Source organism: Streptomyces specialis, from assembly GCF_001493375.1.
GTDB classification, from domain to species: Bacteria; Actinomycetota; Actinomycetes; order Streptomycetales; family Streptomycetaceae; genus Streptomyces; species Streptomyces specialis.
Map to the genome: position 1 here is coordinate 25,052 of NZ_LN929756.1, position 17,300 is coordinate 42,351.

At 72.9% G+C, this 17,300-nt stretch carries 16 protein-coding genes; 8 read left to right on the forward strand and 8 right to left on the reverse strand.

Annotation, left to right across the window (positions count from 1 at the left end):
• Nucleotides 1–25: 25 nt before the first annotated feature.
• The 4 genes from BN2279_RS00985 to BN2279_RS01000 form a co-directional block, all read right to left on the reverse strand.
• Nucleotides 26–1,147, reverse strand: a complete 1,122-nt coding sequence (locus BN2279_RS00985) for a PQQ-dependent sugar dehydrogenase (RefSeq protein WP_104530888.1) — start codon at nucleotides 1,145–1,147, stop codon at nucleotides 26–28.
• Nucleotides 1,148–1,162: 15 nt separating this feature from the next.
• Nucleotides 1,163–1,504: a hypothetical protein gene (locus tag BN2279_RS00990; RefSeq protein WP_059005771.1), complete on the reverse strand. Its 342-nt coding sequence runs from the start codon at nucleotides 1,502–1,504 to the stop codon at nucleotides 1,163–1,165.
• A 94-nt stretch (nucleotides 1,505–1,598) separates the two neighbouring features.
• Entirely contained in the window at nucleotides 1,599–3,239 is a 1,641-nt protein-coding gene (locus tag BN2279_RS00995) for an alpha/beta hydrolase (RefSeq protein WP_059005772.1), read from the reverse strand.
• Entirely contained in the window at nucleotides 3,236–3,526 is a 291-nt protein-coding gene (locus tag BN2279_RS01000; protein WP_059005773.1) for a type VII secretion target, read from the reverse strand. Before BN2279_RS01000 ends, BN2279_RS00995 begins: the two co-directional genes overlap by 4 nt.
• A 103-nt stretch (nucleotides 3,527–3,629) precedes the next feature.
• Here BN2279_RS01000 and BN2279_RS01005 point away from each other — a divergent pair, with 103 nt between their 5' ends.
• From BN2279_RS01005 to BN2279_RS01015, 3 genes are all read left to right on the forward strand, one after another.
• Nucleotides 3,630–5,219, forward strand: a complete 1,590-nt coding sequence (locus BN2279_RS01005) for a serine/threonine-protein kinase (RefSeq protein WP_059005774.1) — start codon at nucleotides 3,630–3,632, stop codon at nucleotides 5,217–5,219.
• 4 nt (nucleotides 5,220–5,223) lie between these two features.
• Nucleotides 5,224–6,201, forward strand: a complete 978-nt coding sequence (locus BN2279_RS01010; RefSeq protein ID WP_059005775.1) for a C40 family peptidase — start codon at nucleotides 5,224–5,226, stop codon at nucleotides 6,199–6,201.
• Nucleotides 6,202–6,422: 221 nt separating this feature from the next.
• Nucleotides 6,423–7,103, forward strand: a complete 681-nt coding sequence (locus tag BN2279_RS01015; RefSeq protein WP_059005776.1) for a phosphatase PAP2 family protein — start codon at nucleotides 6,423–6,425, stop codon at nucleotides 7,101–7,103.
• Between the two features lie 33 nt (nucleotides 7,104–7,136).
• Here the strand turns inward: BN2279_RS01015 and BN2279_RS28995 are convergent, their stop codons facing one another.
• Nucleotides 7,137–7,328 (reverse strand): hypothetical protein, encoded by a 192-nt coding sequence (locus BN2279_RS28995; protein ID WP_079031710.1) that lies wholly within the window; start codon nucleotides 7,326–7,328, stop codon nucleotides 7,137–7,139.
• 81 nt (nucleotides 7,329–7,409) lie between these two features.
• Here BN2279_RS28995 and BN2279_RS01020 point away from each other — a divergent pair, with 81 nt between their 5' ends.
• Nucleotides 7,410–8,246 (forward strand): SCO4651 family lipoprotein, encoded by an 837-nt coding sequence (locus BN2279_RS01020; protein ID WP_059005777.1) that lies wholly within the window; start codon nucleotides 7,410–7,412, stop codon nucleotides 8,244–8,246.
• A 23-nt stretch (nucleotides 8,247–8,269) separates the two neighbouring features.
• Here BN2279_RS01020 and BN2279_RS01025 read toward each other — a convergent pair whose 3' ends face one another.
• Nucleotides 8,270–8,614, reverse strand: coding sequence for a metal-sensitive transcriptional regulator (locus tag BN2279_RS01025; RefSeq protein ID WP_059005778.1), 345 nt, complete (start codon nucleotides 8,612–8,614; stop codon nucleotides 8,270–8,272).
• Nucleotides 8,615–8,807: 193 nt separating this feature from the next.
• On the opposite strand from BN2279_RS01025, the gene pstS reads away from it, so the two are divergent.
• The 4 genes from pstS to pstB are packed head-to-tail and all read left to right on the forward strand — an operon-like array spanning nucleotide 8,808 to nucleotide 12,768.
• Entirely contained in the window at nucleotides 8,808–9,908 is a 1,101-nt protein-coding gene (gene pstS / locus BN2279_RS01030) for a phosphate ABC transporter substrate-binding protein PstS (RefSeq protein WP_234347246.1), read from the forward strand.
• 14 nt (nucleotides 9,909–9,922) lie between these two features.
• A complete protein-coding gene (pstC, locus tag BN2279_RS01035) occupies nucleotides 9,923–10,870 on the forward strand; it encodes a phosphate ABC transporter permease subunit PstC (RefSeq protein ID WP_059005779.1) in 948 nt (315 codons plus the stop codon).
• Between the two features lie 11 nt (nucleotides 10,871–10,881).
• On the forward strand, nucleotides 10,882–11,943 hold the full coding sequence (pstA, locus tag BN2279_RS01040) for a phosphate ABC transporter permease PstA (protein WP_234347265.1): 1,062 nt from the start codon (nucleotides 10,882–10,884) through the stop codon (nucleotides 11,941–11,943).
• Nucleotides 11,944–11,988: 45 nt separating this feature from the next.
• Complete coding sequence (pstB, locus tag BN2279_RS01045; RefSeq protein ID WP_059005781.1) at nucleotides 11,989–12,768, forward strand: phosphate ABC transporter ATP-binding protein PstB; 780 nt, start codon at nucleotides 11,989–11,991, stop codon at nucleotides 12,766–12,768.
• Between the two features lie 55 nt (nucleotides 12,769–12,823).
• Here the strand turns inward: pstB and BN2279_RS01050 are convergent, their stop codons facing one another.
• Both BN2279_RS01050 and BN2279_RS01055 read right to left on the reverse strand, forming a co-directional pair.
• Nucleotides 12,824–16,180, reverse strand: a complete 3,357-nt coding sequence (locus tag BN2279_RS01050) for a S8 family serine peptidase (protein ID WP_234347248.1) — start codon at nucleotides 16,178–16,180, stop codon at nucleotides 12,824–12,826.
• 121 nt (nucleotides 16,181–16,301) lie between these two features.
• Nucleotides 16,302–17,300 carry an inorganic phosphate transporter gene (locus BN2279_RS01055; protein WP_059005783.1) on the reverse strand — a complete coding sequence of 333 codons (999 nt, stop codon included), beginning with the start codon at nucleotides 17,298–17,300 and terminating at the stop codon, nucleotides 16,302–16,304.

The window sequence follows — 17,300 nt, forward strand, 5'->3', positions numbered from 1 at the left end:
GCCGCTGACTCCTTCGCGGCAGGGATCAGGTCACGTCGAGGCGGAGGAGGCCGCCGGAGGTGAGCGTCCACAGGGTGCCGTCGTCGGCGGCCGGGGCGATCGCGTCCGTTCCGGCCAGGTCGTCCGCGAGCAGCGGCTGCGGGGGCGCGACGAGGGACGTGCCGTCGAGCGGGAGCCGCCACAGGCCGTCCGCGCCGGACGGCACCCACAGCGAGCCGGCCGACGCGGCGATCCCGGCCGGGGTCCCGCCGTCCGGCTCCCAGACGGTGACGGGCTCGCCGCCGGGCACCACGGACTGGACCGTTCCGGCGTCGAGGGCCCACAGGCGGTCGCCGTCCCAGGCGAGGCCGCGCACGTCGGTGTGGCCCGACGAGTACACGTAGGAACCGGCGGCCGGGTTGTCGTCGGGGATGCCGCCGTCGGGCTCCATCCGCAGCACCTTGCCGGCCAGCGACTCGCCGTCCGTGGCGAGTTGGGGCTGCCCGGCGTCGCCGGTCCCGACGTACAGCATGCCGTCCGGGCCGAACGCGAGCGCGCCGCCGTTGTGCGCGTCGGCGAGCGGCAGGTTCCGGAACAGCCAGGCGGCCGTGTCGCCCCACTGCTGACCCGGCGCACGGTCGGGGTAGTAACGGTGCACGCCGACCCGGCTGCTCGGGGACTGCGCGATATAGACGACCACGTTGACGAGGGTGGCGTCGGCGGAAGCGGGCTGGATCGCGAGAGCGAGCAACTCGCCCTGCACAGCGCCAAGTTCCGTCGTCGTCCCGTCCTCCCGGCTGACCAGGGAGACGGTGCCCGTGGTCCGGGAGCCGACGAGGAGATCGCCGTCGGGCAGCTCGGCGACGCAGCAGAGGCCGCCGGGCAGGCCCTCAGCCACGGTTTCGGCGATGTCGGCCGTGCCCTCGGCGGGAGCCGGATCCGAGCCGGGCGCGGGTGGCTCCGGGTCGTCGGTCGGCTCGTCCGTTCCGTCGGGCTCCGGGCCGAGCCCGGGCCCCGGGTCCTCCGTCGGCCCGCCGGCCGGCGGAACGGGCGCCTCGGACGCCTCCTGGTCCGCGCGGTGGGCGGCGGGCCCGACCGCGCAGCCGGCGGCGAGGGCGGCCAGCGCCACTGTCGCCGCCACGCGACGCGCGACGCCCCGTCCCCGCATGCGCAGCCGTCTTCCCTAGATGGACATGCCGTAGATGATGGTGAACAGCGTGCCGAGCGAGCCGATGATGAACACGCCCGTCAGGCCCGCCACGATCAGGCCCTTGCCCTGCTCGGCGCTGAACGAGTCCCGCATCGCGGTCGACCCGATCCGCTGCTTGGCGGCCCCCCAGATGGCGAGGCCGAGGCAAATCAGGATGGCCGTAGCCATGATGACCTGGATCATCGTCCGTGCCTGGTCCCCTACGGCGGCAAATGGCCCCCAGTCAGGGGCAATGCCACCGATGATGTTGTTGATGTCGTTCTCTTCCTCATCCACCGAACTCACCGCCTCACTGGCTTCGTAACCGGTCCCCATCGGATTGTGCCACGCCACCCTGACAGGGTGTGAACGCATGCGCGGAGGTTTCCGGGCGGGTGGGGTCGATGGTGTGGGTGGTGCGCGCGGGGCCTCAGAACTGACCGCGCGGGCTTCGGCCTTGGGGGGAGCGGAAGGGGCCGGCGAGCAGCGTCACGGCGAGCAGCGGTTCGTCGTCCGGCCCGCCTTCGAGGGTCACGTCCAGGACGCATCCGCCCGCTCCGTTCCCGGCGTTGTCCCGCGTGGTCGTGAACGTCAGGCGCGGGGACCGGTTCCGGTTGTCCCGCACGCCATCGGCCGTGATCCGCCAGCCCCGCGAGGGCAGTCCGCGCCGCAGCCGCGCCATGGCCCGCCGCAGTTCCTCGCGGGGGACGCCCGAGACGGACCACGGGTGGCGCACCGCGAACAGCCGCTCCGCGCCGGGGTCGGACGGGCAGCGGGTGACGCCGGGGCCGCCACCGCTCACCCGGGCGCGGACCGCCAACAGGTCCAGAACGGCGCTGGAGTGCGCGCGGGCCCGCGCGCGTGCCTCGTCGACGGACAGCGCGGTCGCCGCCGTTCCCGGCACGCCGGGAACGGTGAGCGCCGCGCCGTCGATCTCGCCGGTCCGGCCGGTCATCAGCCGGGCCTGGTCCCGCAACGGGCCGGGGGCGGCGCCCCCGTGGCCGATGACCGTGACATCGCCCGCGCCCTCGCGGGCCACGCGCAGGCCGTCGACGAATGCCTCGCCCGGCGCCTCGTCCGCGAGCCAGGTGATCACGCAGACCCCGGCGTCCGGCGCCACCCGGGCCGCCTCCCGCCAGAGGTCGGCCCCGCGCGCCAACTCCTCGTCCAGCCGGGCCGGATCGCTTCCCGGGCCCGGCACGAGGATCGCCGTGTGGGCCGCCGTGTCCGGGTCGCCCTGGGCCACGACCGCCCGGCCGGGCCCGTCCGTCCCGAACGCCAGCAGGAACGCGTCGGGCAGCCCCTCCGCGCCGGTCCCGGCCCACCGCGCCCGCAGGGCCGCGATCCCGGCGGACCAGGGGCCGCCGCCCGCCTCGTGCTCCGCCTCGGCGGCCTCCAGCAGCAGGCGGTTGGCCGTGTCCCGCGCCGCCGCCGGGAGGCCGTCGAGGGCGCCGGCCCCGGCCGGGCGGACGAGCGGCAGGGCGTCGCGTTCGGGCGCGGAAAGCCCGTTCCACCAGGCGCGGTTGGCGCGCGCCGACCGGCCGTCCGGGAGGACGGGGGAGCCGGGGGCGCCGGGAACGGACGCCAGCCCGGTGAGCGTACGGGCGTACCGGGCGTCGGACTCCTCCGCGCGGCGCAGCGCGGCGGCGATACGTTCCGCCAGGCGCGTCGCCGTCGCGCGGTGCCCGATGCCGGAGGAGGCGACGGCGGCGGCCGGGGCCGGGTGGCTGAGGCGGCCGTCGTCCGCGACCTCGTAGCCGAGCGCCACCGCCTCGTCCAGCGCCGTGCGCAGGCTCGCCCGCGCGTCGGCCAGTTCCCCGGCGAGGCCGGTGAGGGCCGACTCGATCATGCCGCACCGGGCGCGGGTGTAGCGGAAGTTGTCGGCGAGCAGCCGCAGTCTGTCCTGGGCGGAGCCGGCCGTCCCGCCGTCCGGGGGCGGTTCGGCGGTGAGCATCCGGTCCTCCACGAGCTGCCACGCCTCCTCCGCCCACTGGGCGGTCGCGCCCCAGCGGGCTGCCTCGGCGGCGAACGACTGGGGCAGCATGTCGCGCAGTTGGGGAACGGTGATCACCGGACGCAGTCCTCCGCGGGGTCGAAGGCCGAGGCGGCGAACGTGAATCCGTCCCGCAGGCGCCCGCATTCGGCCCGCACCTCGGTCAGCCGCTCCTCCCAGGTGGCCCGCGTCCGCCGCAGCGCGCGCGCCGACGCGAGCTGGGCGGTGCCGTGCCGCCCCGCGCCGCCGTCGCCTTCGTCGGCACGCAACCGGGGGAGTACGGCGTCCAGTTGGGCGTGGAGCGTGTCGGCGTGGCGGGCGAGGCGGCGCAACGCGTCGGTGTCGACCTCGGATGGTGACGCCATGGAGTCGTCCCTTCACTCAGGGCTGCGATGGGGGCCCACGATACCGAAGGGAGAGGGAGGGCGCACTCCGACAATCCGGCGACGATGCGGCAGAGTAGGGCGCGTGGAGCCGTTGCGTAGCCAGGACCCCGCGCTCATCGGGGAGTTCACGCTGTTGGCCCGGCTCGGCGCCGGAGGCATGGGACGGGTGTACCTGGGGCGGTCGCCGGGCGGAACGCTCGTGGCGGTCAAGGTGATCCGGGAGGACATCGCCGAAGACCCCGACGTGCTGGCCCGGTTCCGCCGCGAGGTGGCCACCGTGCGGGCGGTGCGCAGCCCTTACAAGGCGGATCTGGTCGGCGCCGGGCTGGACGCGCCGCCGTACTGGCTGGCCACCGAGTTCGTGCCGGGCCCGACGCTGCCGCAGGCCACGCGGAACGGCCCACTGCCGCCCGAACTGTGCACCGGGCTCCTCGCCGCGCTGGCGGAGGCGCTGGCCGTGATCCACGAACAGGGCGTCGTGCACCGCGACGTGAAGCCGAACAACGTGATCCTGGCGCCGTCCGGCCCCCGGCTGATCGACTTCGGCATAGCCCGCGCGGCCGACGACACGCGACTCACCAGGACCGGCCAGACGCCCGGCACCCCCGGCTACACCGCGCCGGAGGCGCTGACGGGTACGGCGGCGGGCCCGGCGGCCGACGTGTTCGCGCTGGGCGCGACCCTGGCGGCGGCGGCCACGGGCCGCCAGCCGTACGGCGGCGGCGAGTGGGCCGTCGTCAGCTACCGCGTGGTGCACGGCGAGATCGACGTGGACGGCGTGCATCCGGGCCTGGCGGCGCTGATCCGCGACTGCGTGGCCCGCGATCCCGCGCGCCGGCCGCCGCCCCGGGAGGTGGTCGCGCGCTGCGGCGTCACCAGCGCGCTGCCGCAGGTCGCGGCGTACCGGGCGCCGACCGGCCTGGCCGACCCCGCCCCGCCGGACCTCGCGGCGGCCACGGCCGCGGGCCCGGTCCCGCCGGAGCAGGGCACGGCGCCCCTGCCGCCCCCGCGCCGCCGGGTCCTGGGCCGTGCCCTGGCCGGGGCGCTGGTCGTGGCGGCGGTCGCGACGACGGCCACCGTGGTCCTGCGCCCGGACGACGGCGCCGCCGGTGACACGGCCGGGTCCGGGGAGGGCTCGGAGGCGACGGACCTGCTCGGCGTCGATCCGGCGCCCCCGGCGGACGACGCGGCGGACGACCCGAGCGCGCCGACCGAACCTCCCCGGCTGAACGCGGACTTCAGCACGACGAATAGGTGGGACGCGGACGCGGGATACTGCCTCCAGGCTCCGGAGGAGGGGGTCGACCAGTTCCAGACGAGCATGTCGTGGGAAGCGGTCACGGGCGAGACGGCGGAGATCGGCTGGCGGTTGAAGACGGACGTGGGACAGGTGGAGGGGCCGTACTACATCGCGGCGGCGCTGCGCGGTCCCGAGGCGCCCGGGGAGACGGGCTCCTCGGGCCGGGACGTCGTCCACACCAGCCGGAGCTACGACTTGTTCGAGGAGGACCCCGTGGAGTGGCGGTACGTCACGTACCCGGACGACTTCCCGGGCGCCGTCCCGTTCCAGGACGTCCCGGGCGACTGGACCGTGATCTTCTACCACGTCTACGGGCCGGACGAGGCGGCGGCCATCGGATGCGACGGGTTCACCGTGCCAGGGGGAGCGTGAGCGAGTGAAGAAGGTCCTTCTGGTCGCCGGTCTCGGCATCGGCGGCCTGGCGTGTTTCATGGCACTGCTGGTCGTCGGCGTCTACAGCGCGGGCGTCAGCCTGCTCGGCGGCGCGGGGCGCGGCGACGGGCAGCTCGCGGCCAACACCGTGCCGGAGGAGTACGTACTGCTGGTGCAGGAGTGGGGCAACTACTGCGACACGCTGTCCCCGGCGCTGCTGGCCGCGCAGCTCAACCAGGAGAGCGGGTTCCAGACGGACCAGACCAGCTCGGCCAGTGCCCAGGGCATAGCCCAGTTCATCCCCAGCACATGGGCGGCCCACGGCATCGACGCCAGCGGCGACGGCGTGGCGGACGTCTGGGACCCGGCCGACGCCATACCCTCCGCCGCCGTCTACGACTGCTCGCTGGCCGAATACGTCAAGGACGTCCCGGGCGACCCGGTCGACAACATGCTCGCGGCCTACAACGCCGGCCCCTACGCGGTGATCCAGTACAACGGCGTCCCGCCCTACACCGAGACGCAGAACTACGTCCGCGTCATCCGCGAGGCGGAGGTCAGCTTCGCCGCCGCGCCCGCCGACCAGCCGCTGCCGCCGCTGGAACAGGCCGCCGGGGCCGTGCACTTCGCGCAGGACCAGCTCGGCACGCCGTACCTGTGGGGCGGTGACGGCACGCCCGAGGAGGGCGGGCGGTTCGACTGCTCGGGGCTGACCAAGGCGGCCTACGACTCCGTCGGCATCACGATCCCGCGCGTCGCCAACGACCAGTGGACCGCCGGACCGCACCCCGACCGGGACGAGCTGCTGCCCGGGGATCTGGTCTTCTTCGCCTACGACCTCGCCGATCCGCGCAGCATCCACCACGTGGGCATCTACGTCGGCGGCGGGTACATGATCAACGCCCCCTACACCGGCGCCGTCATCCGGTTCGACCCGATCGACTCGCCGGACTACTTCGGGGCGACCCGGCCCACCGCGTGACGGACGGGCGCCGCGCGCCCTATGTGCGGTGCGTAAAGGTTTCGTCAACGCTTTCGCGTTTCCCTGCGCGCGGCGTTGCTGTTCGATAACAGGCACGCCGCCTTTCGATGGACACAGGCGCACACGGGGAAGTACCTGACGTTACCTGTACCGGAACAGGGTCTCCTCCTCCCTGCCTGACCCCGGCAGGGGCCCCACGCCTGAAGGGCCCGCGACGGCACATGGCTGGTCTTCTCGATCAACTCGACAATCCGGACGTCGAACTCGACGTCCTGTACGACCTCAACGGTCTCGCCGAGCGGCTCCCCGGCTGGGCCGAGAGCTTCCTGGTCTTCGCCGGGCAGCGCGGCATCCCCGCCGTGCTGGTGCTGGTCGTGCTCGCCGGCTGGGCCCTCCTGCGCCGCCGGCCGGACGCCCCGGTGGCGGTGGCCGGTGTGCTGTGGGCGGGGCTCGCCGCCGGGATCGCCTGCCTCGTCAACGCGCCCCTGCGCGGCTTCGTGGCCCGCCCCCGGCCGGCCGACACCCACCCCGACCTGCGTCCGCTGGCCGGCGACGACGGGTACTCGTTCGTCAGCGACCACGCGGGGGCCGCGATGGCCGTCGCGGTGGCGCTCTTCCTCGTGCACCGCGCCCTGGGCGCCGCCGTCTTCGCGCTGGCCCTGGTCCAGGGCTGCGCCCGCGTCATGCTCGGCGTCCACTACCCGACCGACGTCATCGGCGGCTTCGCCCTCGGCGCCGCCGTCGCCCTGCTGCTCGCGCCGCTCGCCATGGCGGCGCTGACGCCGCTCGTCGCGCTGTGCGCCAGGACCCGGGGCCTGGGCTGGATCGCCCGCCCCGAGACACCCGCGCGCCCCGCGGCGCGGCACGGACAGACGGCGCCCGAACGCGGCCTCGCCGCCTGAAGCCGGGCCCGGCCGGGCGGCCGGGGACCGCCGCTACACCGCTGAGGACTCGGCCATGTGCGCCGCCGCCTCATGCCGCGCCAGCGGCCGGGAACGGCGGGCCGGCCCGTACCAGCCGCAGATGCATCGGGGCGCGATGAACGGCCCGCGTTCGGTGAGAGTGACATGGTGCTCCGCCATGGTGGTGGCGGGCGGAGGCGGCTCGGCTTCACCCTGCTCATGCACGCCACCACCGTAACGGCCGCCGGGGGAAGTCGTTAGGGGGGACAAGTCCGGAACGACGGTTGTCTGGGGGTGTCGCGGCCCATGTCGGTGTGGCGGCGTCGCACGCGAGGGAGCCCGGCCGCCCCGCGCGGCGCGGGCTGCGCCGGACTGGTCGCCGCCCTGCTGGCCCTGGCCGGCTGCTCGGGCACCGGAGCCGCCGCCGAGGACGAGCGGGCCGCGGCGGGCCGGGGCGCCCGCGCCGCCGAGGTCGTCCGCCGGGCCGCCGACCTGCTGGCCGCCTCCGGCACCTCGCAGGCGCACACGGCGATGGAGATGGCCTCCGGCGGGACCCGGGTGACCCTGCACGGCGAGGGCGGCTTCGACTACGGGGAACGCGTCGGCGAGCTGCGCGTGACGCTGCCGGAGGGCGAGCCGGTCACCGAGATCTTCGTGCCGGGCCTGCTCTACATGAAGAACCGGGGCGCGGGCGTCCCGTCCGACAAGTGGGTGCGCGTCGACGTCACCTCACTGCCCGACGGGAATCTGGTGACGGGCGGCGCCACCGATCCGATCACCGCGGCCGAGCTGCTGCGCGGGGTGCTGACCGTCGCGGACCTCGGGGAGGCCACGGTCCATGGCGAGACGCTGCGGCACTTCCGGGGGGTCACCGACATCGCGGCGGCGGCGCGGGCCGCGTCCTCGGAGCAGGCCAGGGAGCAGCTCACCGCCGCGGTGGAGGGGTTCACGGAGACCGAGGTGCCGTTCGACGTCTTCCTCGACGAGCGGGGGCTGCCGCGGAAGGTCAGGCACCAGTTCAGTTACGCGGGCGACGCCTCGGGGGTGGACGTCGCCTCGACGGTGACGCTGTTCGACTTCGGGACGCCGGTGGCGGTCGCGCTGCCGGCGGCCGGGGACGTGTACGCCGGGGCCGTGGCCTGAGCGCCGCCGCCCGGGCCGGGGCCTCACGTTCTCAGCATGCGGGCGATGGCCGCCGTGGCCTCCTGGACCTTCTCGTCGATGCCCGGGCCGCCCTCCCGCGCGGCGTGCGCCACGCAGTGCCGCAGGTGCTCCTCCAGCAACTGGAGGGCGAAGGACTGGAGGGCCTTGGTGGAGGCGGAGACCTGCGTCAGGATGTCGATGCAGTAGACGTCCTCCTCGACCATGCGCTGGAGCCCGCGGATCTGCCCCTCGATGCGGCGGAGCCGCTTGAGGTGGGAGTCCTTCTCCTTGCTGTAGCCGTGAGGGCCGGGCGGACTTCCGGCCGCCGGTGTCTCTCCCGCCGCCGCGACCGTGTCGAACGTGGTCATATCGGTCCTCCTGGGACTCATATACCCCTGCTGGGTATAGCGTAACGAATGGACGGCGGGGCAGGCAGTATCGTGCAGCCCCGGGCGGTCCCGTCTGCCTGCTCTGTTCATTTTTTATTCACCTACAACCGTGGGTCACTTCACCTGATCTGCCTACTTTCGGGTGATAGGGCTACGGGAAGGATGCGCGACAGTGACGCTACGCCTCGGCGCGGTGCTGGTCTCCGCCGCTCTGGTCGCCCTCACTGCCTGTGGAACGGACGACAACTCCGGCCTTCCGGGAGCCGTGGACTTCTCGGTCGAGAACCTCGACTGCGCCCCCGGCGGCACGCTGCTCGCCTCGGGATCGAGCGCCCAGTCCAACGCGATGGAGGTCTGGGTGAACACCTACCAGGCCAATTGTGACGGCAGCCAGATCAACTACAAGGCCACCGGCTCCGGGGCCGGCGTGCAGGAGTTCCTCCAGGGCACCACCGCCTTCGCCGGCACCGACTCGCTGCTGTCCGAGGGCGAGGTGGACCAGTCGCGCTCCGTCTGCCGCGACGGTGGCCGCGCCATCCACCTCCCGATGGTCGCCGGGCCCGTCGCCGTCGCGTACAACCTCCCCGGTGTGGACGACCTCACGCTCGACGCCACCACCCTGGCGCGCATCTTCGACTCCAAGATCCGCCGGTGGAACGACCCGGCCATCGCCGAGCTGAACCCCGGCACCGACCTGCCGGACACACCGATCACCCCGTTCCACCGCTCCGACGGCTCGGGCACCACCGAGAACTTCACCGCCTACCTCCACGCGGCGGCCCCCGACGCCTGGCCGCACACACCGGACAAGGCGTGGCAGGGCGCCGGCGGCCAGTCCGCCAGCGGCTCCTCCGGGCTGGTCGGCATGGTCCAGCAGAACGCGGGCGCCATCTCCTACTTCGAGCTGTCCTACGCCCACCAGAACGACATCGACACCGTCCGCGTCGACACCGGCGCCGGCGAGCCCGTCGAGGCCACCGTCGAGAACGCCTCCAACGCCATCGCCCAGGCCGAGCAAGTCGGCACCGACGGCGACCTCGCCCTGGAACTCGACTACGCCTCCCGCGAGGAGAGCGTCTACCCGATCGTCCTGGTGACGTACGAGGTGGTCTGCGACCGGGGGAACGCCCCCGCCACGCGCGACCTCACCCGGGCCTTCCTGACGTACGCCGCCGGCGAGGAAGGACAGCGAGCCCTGGCCGAGATCGACTACGCGCCGATCTCCGACGACATCATCCAGCAGGTGCGCCAGCGCATCGACGCGATGGCCTGAGACCGGGAACCGGTATGCCCGCCACGAACAAGAACACCACGACGCGCCTCGGCGACCGGGTGTTCAGCACGCTGTCCAAGGGGTCCGGGATCGCGCTCCTGGTGATCATGGCCGCGATCGCCCTGTTCCTCGCCATCCGCGCCGTCGTCGCGATCCGCGAGGACGAGGGGAACTTCCTCACCACCTTCCAGTGGGACGCCAACGCCGACCCGCCCGTCTTCGGCATCGCCGTCCTGCTCTTCGGCACCGTCGTCAGCTCGGTCATCGCCATGGCGCTCGCCGTGCCGGTCGCGGTCGGGATCGCCCTGTTCATCTCCCACTTCGCGCCGCGCCGCCTGGCCACCACCATCGGCTACGTCGTGGACCTGCTGGCCGCCGTGCCGAGCATCATCTACGGCCTGTGGGGCGCGCTCTACCTGGTGCCGCACATGACGGGCCTGTTCCTCTGGCTCGACCAGTTCTTCGGCTGGACCAAGGTCCTCGCCTACGACGGCACGCCCGCCCGTTCCCTGATGACCGTCGGCATCCTGCTGGCGATCATGGTCCTGCCCATCATCACCAGCGTCACCCGCGAGGTGTTCCTCCAGACCCCGAAGGCCAACCAGGAGGCCGCCCTCGCGCTCGGCGCCACCCGCTGGGAGGTCATCCGCATGACGGTCCTGCCGTTCGGCCGCTCCGGGGTGATCAGCGCCTCGATGCTGGGCCTCGGCCGGGCCCTGGGCGAGACGATGGCCGTGGCCACCGTGCTCTCCCCGAGCTTCCTGATCGACCCCAGCCTGCTGGAGTCCGGCGGCGGCACCTTCGCGCAGAACATCGCCAGCCAGTTCAAGGAGGCCGGCGGCACCGGCCGTGACGCGCTGATCGCCTCCGGCCTCGTCCTGTTCGTCCTCACCCTGCTGGTCAACGGCGCGGCGCGGCTGATCATCGCCCGCCGCCGGGAGTACTCGGGGGCCAACGCATGACCTACCCCAACATGACCGTCCGCCGCACCCCCATCGACCCGGGCCGGACCACCCTCCGCCCGCCGAAGCTGCCTCGCTGGGCCACCGCCGCGCTCGTCGTCGGCTCGCTCGCCGCCGGTGCCACCGTGGGGCTCGTCGGCCGGCTGGACAGCCGCGTCCAGTGGGGCCTGATCGCGGCGCTGGTCTTCGTCGCCGCCACCTACGGCCTGTCCGCCGCGATAGAGGGCCGCCGGTACGCCAAGGACCGGCTGGCCGCCATCCTCGTCTGGGCCTGCTTCGTCATCGCCGTGCTGCCGCTGGCCTCCCTGGTCTGGGAGACGGTCGCCCGGGGCGTGCCCGGCGTGGACTGGTACTTCCTGACCCACTCCATGAACGGCGTGCTGAGCTGGCAGAACGGCGGCGGGATCTACCACGCGCTGCTGGGCACCGTGCAGCAGGTGCTCATCGCCTCCGTCATCGCCATCCCGATCGGCCTGCTCACCGCCGTCTACCTGGTCGAGTACGGGCGCGGGAAGCTGGCGAAGACCATCACCTTCTTCGTGGACGTGATGACCGGCGTCCCGTCGATCGTGGCCGGCCTGTTCATCCTCAGCCTGTGGATCATGATGCTCGACTTCGGGTACTCGGGCTTCGCCGGGGCCATGGCGCTGGCGATCCTGATGATGCCGATCGTCGTGCGGTCCACCGAGGAGATGCTCAAGCTCGTCCCCAACGAGCTGCGCGAGTCGTCGCTCGCCCTGGGCGTGCCGAAGTGGCGGACGATCCTCAAGGTGGTGCTGCCCACCTCGATCGGCGGCATCACCACCGGGGTGATGCTCGCCCTGGCCCGGATCGCGGGCGAGACCGCCCCGATCCTGCTGCTCGTCTTCGGTAATCAGATGATCAATGGCAATGTGTTCGAAGGAGCGCAGTCCTCGCTGCCGCTGTTCGTGTACGAGCAGTGGGGGTACGGGACCGAGCAGGCGTACGACCGCGCCTGGGCCGCCGCCCTCGTGCTCATCGCGTTCGTCATGATCCTCAACCTGGTCGCCCGCGGCATCGCCCGCTGGAAGGCCCCCAAGACCGGCCGCTGACGCGGGTCACGAGAGCGACGAGACAGAGAAAGAGAAGCCTCCACCATGGCCAAGCGCATCGAGGTCAGCGGACTGACCGCGTACTACGGCACGCACAAGGCGATCGAGGACATCACGCTGCACGTGGAGCCCCGCTCCGTGACCGCGTTCATCGGCCCGTCCGGCTGCGGCAAGTCGACCTTCCTGCGCACGCTCAACCGCATGCACGAGGTCACGCCCGGCGGACGCGTCGAGGGCAAGGTGATGCTGGACGACGAGGACCTCTACGGCCCCGGCGTCGATCCCGTCTCCGTGCGCCGCACGGTCGGGATGGTCTTCCAGCGGCCCAACCCGTTCCCGACCATGTCGATCTACGACAACGTGGCGGCCGGGCTGAAGCTCAACGGCGTCTCCTACCGCAAGTCCGAGCTGGACGACATCGTGGAGAAGAACCTGCGCGCCGCGAACCTGTGGAACGAGGTGAAGGACCGCCTGGGCAAGCCCGGTTCGGGGCTCTCCGGCGGCCAGCAGCAGCGGCTGTGCATCGCCCGCGCCACCGCGGTGGAGCCGGAGGTGCTGCTGATGGACGAGCCGTGCTCCGCGCTGGACCCGATCTCGACCCTCGCCATCGAGGACCTGATCGACAAGCTGAAGTCGCAGTACACGATCGTCATCGTCACCCACAACATGCAGCAGGCGGCCCGGGTATCGGACCGCACCGCCTTCTTCAACCTGGCGGCGATCGGCCAGCCGGGCAAGCTGATCGAGGTGGATTCGACGGACCGGATCTTCTCCAACCCGTCGGTGCAGGCGACCGAGGACTACATCTCGGGCCGCTTCGGCTGAGCCCTGCGGCACAGAAAGCGGCCCGAGACGTCGTCACTGCCGGGCCCGACCGGCGTCAGGCGGTGCGGTAGGCGTCGACGATGGTCTGGGTCACGGTGTTGCCCCGCTTGTCCGTGACCTCGGCGCACAGGGAGACCGTGCCGCCCGCGGCCGGGTTGGTGACCCGGATCTTGCCGTGCTTGACCCGGGCCTCGGTCCAGGTGTCGCCGCCGTCGAAGGACACCGACACGGTCAGCGAGTCCAGGTTCCGGCCGGCGGCCGAGCCCTGGACGGTGACCGGGATGTCGACGGTCCGGCCGGCCGGCGAGGTGCTGTCCAGCGCCAGCTTCGGGGTGAAGCGGACGGCGGTCGCCGGCAGCGCGACCGTCTCCTCCTCGCCGGTCCCGGCGGAGGTGAAGCTGTACGACGCCGAGAACTCCGTGGAGACGCCGGCCGCCGCGTACGGCTGCGCCGGGTCGCGGGTGACCGTGGTCACCAGCTCGTAGTCGGCCTCGTCGGACGGCACCTCGAACTCCGCGTAGTCGATGAAGTCGTCCACCGTGGCGTACACCTCACCGTCGCGGTAGAGGGTGGTGGAGGCGCTGTCGTACAGGCCGCGACCGATGTTGCCGTCGCCGTCGCTGAAGGGCGCCAGCCGGCCGTGGAGGGTGTCGCCGGTGCGGAACAGGCCGTGCTCGGCGTCGACGACCGGCGCGAAGACACCGGTGTTGAACGTCGTCTCGTACCGGGCCCCGGGCCGGTACGTCTCGTACCCGGTCGCGGCGCCGGCCGTTTCCCCGAACTCGTCGTCCGTCTGGAGGAACTCCTGCTGCCACTCCCCGGTGTCGGCCTCCACGTACACCTCGACGGTGCGCGGCAGGGCGTACTGCGAGCCTTGCACCGACCCGAAGACGGAGGACCGGGTGAACAGGTAGCCCTGCCGGCCGGGGAGGGACGCCCCCTCGCGCGTGGTGATCCGGGCGAACTCGGCGAGTCCGGTGTGGTCGGTCAGACCCGTGTAGAACGAGTCCGTCCGCTCGTCGACGACGTAGTACTCGCGGTTGTCGCGCTCGAAGGTGGCCCCGGCGTAGCCGGAGACGGCGTACGGACCGTCGTCGCCGCCGATCTGGGCGGTGTGGAACCCGTCGGGCAGGTCGCCCGGGCCCCACGAGAAGGCGTAGTGCGCGTCGTCGCTGACGATCCGGTACCCGACCGTCAGATCGGTGCGCTCGGCGCGAGTGTCGGCCATGGTCATCTCGACGGGCTCCGCCTCGCGGGCGTCGGCGTCGATGACGGTGTCCTCGGTGAGCGTCACGTTCGGTGCCACCAGCCAGTCATGGCCCGTCGATTCCTCCGCGCCCTCGGGGGTGTGGAAGACGTTGACGTCCACCTGGTACACGCCCTGCGGCAGGCGGATCGAGCCGGAACCGGCGCCCTCCTCACCGGAGATCCGGTGCACGTCGAAAGTCACCGGATCGACCACCGTCGCCCACCAGTCGGTGGCCGGAGCGCCGGAGCGCCCGGTGACGTCGATGGTCAGCTCCGCCGTCGGCTCCTCGCGCTGGACCGCGCCCGCCGTGGTGACGGTCTGGCCGTTGTCGCCGGTGGCGGTCACGTACAGGCTGTACGCGCCGTAGACCTCGCCGCCGAAGCCGGTGTCGGCCGTGACCTCGACGGTGGCCGTGCCACCCGCCGGGACGGTCAGCTCGTCGGCGCCCAGGGTGAACGTGCCCTCGGGGGCCGCCTCGCCGCGCGGGTCCAGGGCGCGGGTGTCGAGCCGGAGGGTGACGTCCGTGTCGCCCAGGTTGCGGTAGGTCAGTTCCCTGGTGACGGGGTCGGCGTCCTCGTGCGGCCACGGCACGGTGCCGAAGCTGAGGGAGGGCTGCTCCGCGATCACGGTCCGCGCGAGGGCGGCGGGCACGTCGATCCGGCCCGCGCCCTGCTGGTACGCGCCGTAGCCCTGGCCGGTGACGGCGGAGCCGGTCAGCGCGGACTTGATCTCCTCGCCCGTCCAGTCCGGGTGCGCCTGGGCCAGCAGCGCCGCGGCACCGGCCGCGTGCGGGGTCGCCATCGAGGTGCCCGAGATCGACACGTAGCCGTCCTCGGCGGCGGGCGTGCCGTAGTCCCAGATCGCGGCGCCCTCCGCGCCCGCCGCCGCGATGTCCACGCCGGGGGCGGTCACATCCGGCTTGACCGCGCCGTCGCGGGTCCGGGGGCCGGTGGACGAGAAGCCGGCGAGGCCGTCGGACTTGTCGACGGCGCCCAGGGTCAGGGCGGCGTCGGCGGTGCCGGGGGTGCCGATCGTGCCGGGCTCGGGGCCCTCGTTCCCGGCCGCGACGACGAACAGCGCGTCGGACTCGGCCGACAGCGCGTCGACGGCCTCCTCCATCGGGTCGATCTCGGGTCCGGCGGTGCCGCCCAGGCTCATGCTGACGATGTCGGCGCCCTGGTCGACGGCCCACTGCATGCCCTCGATGATGCCCGACTCCCAGCCCCACCCCTCGTCGTCGAGGACCTTGCCGTTGAGGAGGTCCGCGCCGGGCGCGACACCGGTGTACCGCCCGTCGGAATGGGCTCCGGTACCGGCCGCCGTCGAGGCCACATGGGTGCCGTGGCCGTTGCGGTCCCCGGCGTCGGCGGACCCCGAGAAGTTCCGCTCGGCGACGACCTTGCCGCCCGCGAGATCCGGGTGGGACGCGTCGATGCCGGTGTCGAGAACCGCGATGGTGGTGCCCTCGCCGTCGTAACCGGCCTCCCACGCCTCGGGCGCCCCGATCTGCGCGACGCTCTCGTCCAGCGCCATGGCGGCGATGCCGTCCAGCGCGATGGTGGCGATGCCCGGCGTGGCGGCCAGGGTCCGCTCGTCGGGGCCCGCGCCGGTGAGCGCCTCCCAGACGGCGGTGATCTCGTCGCCCTGGACGGTCAGGGCCTCGCCGTTGATGGCCTCCAGCGGCGTGGTGTCCTCGTCACCGGCCGCGCCGTACAGCTCGGCCCGGGCGTCGTCCGCCCGCGCGGCGCGGTCCTCGGCGTAGGTGACGATGAGCGGCAGCCCGTCCCGGGATGCGTACTCGTCACGGCTCAGCTCCGTGACGTTGAACAGCCGCTGGTCCAGCGTGCCGGCCGCGATCAGCGGCATCACGTCCTGCGGGAAGACGTGGGTGGCGCCGTCGATCGTCATGGTCCCCAGCGCGACCGACTCGCGCCCCTCGGCCCGGACGATGCCCGAGACGTCGCCGTCCGGGCCCACCAGCACCTGGTCGCCCGTGATGAGCGTGACGAGCCGGCTCCCCTCGGCCGCCGCACCGGACCCGCCCGGTGCCGCGGGTTCCTCCGCGGCGGACGGTGCGACGAATCCGGCGGTCAGCGCCGCGACCACGGCCGCGCACGCGACGGCCGTCGCCCCTCTCCGTGAACTCTTCGGTATGCGCCTCAACTTCTCCCCCTCATCCTTCAGTTGAACGCCGCACTCGTGTGCGACCCCATGACAGAAGACGTCTGAACCGCGGATGAGGTGGCTGTGAGAAGGGTGGAGAAGTTGAAAAGGGTATGAGTTCTCAGCCGAAGGCGAGGCGGACCGCCCCGTAGCCCAGGGCCGCCACGGCCGCGGCGGCCGGCATGGTGATCACCCAGCCCGTCACGATGTTCTTCGCCACGCCCCAGCGCACCGCGCGCACGCTGCGGGTGGCGCCCGAGCCCATGATCGCGGCGGTGATCACATGGGTGGTCGAGACGGGCGCGTGGAAGATGTACGAGGCCACGTAGAGCACGGACGCCGCCGACGTCTCGGCGGCGAAGCCGCGCGGCGGGTCCAGCTCGATGATGCGGCGGCCCAGCGTCCGCATGATGCGCCAGCCGCCCGCGTAGGTGCCCAGCGAGAGCATCAGCGCGCAGGAGACCTTGACCCAGAGCGGGATCGTGCTCGCGTCGTCCTGGACGTCGGCGATGACCAGGGCCATCACGACCACGCCCATCGTCTTCTGGGCGTCCTGGAGGCCGTGCCCCAGGGCCATGCCCGCCGCGGACACGGTCTGCGCCATGCGGAAGCGGCGCTGGGCGTGGTGCGGGTCGGCCCGGCGGAACGTCCACAGCAGCGCCACCATCAGCAGATAGCCGGCGGCCAGGCCGAGGAGCGGGGAGAGCACCATCGGCAGCACGATCTTCGTCAGGACCCCGTCCCAGTGGACGGTGGAGCTGCCGGCGAGGGCGGCGCCGACCAGACCGCCGAAGAGCGCGTGCGAGGAGGACGAGGGCAGCCCGAGGTACCAGGCGACGAGGTTCCACGCGATCGCGCCGACCAGCGCGGCGAAGAGGATGGTCATGCCCTCGTTGCCGGTGGGGGTCTCGATCAGCCCCTCGCTGACGGTCTTGGCGACGCCGCTGCCGAGGAAGGCCCCGGCCAGGTTCATGAACGCGGCCATGGCCAGCGCGATGCGCGGCGTCAGGGCGCGGGTGGAGATGGACGTCGCGATGGCGTTGGCGGAGTCGTGGAAGCCGTTGGTGTAGGTGAAGAGGAACGCGGCGCCGAGCACGACGAGCAGTGAAAACGTTTCCAC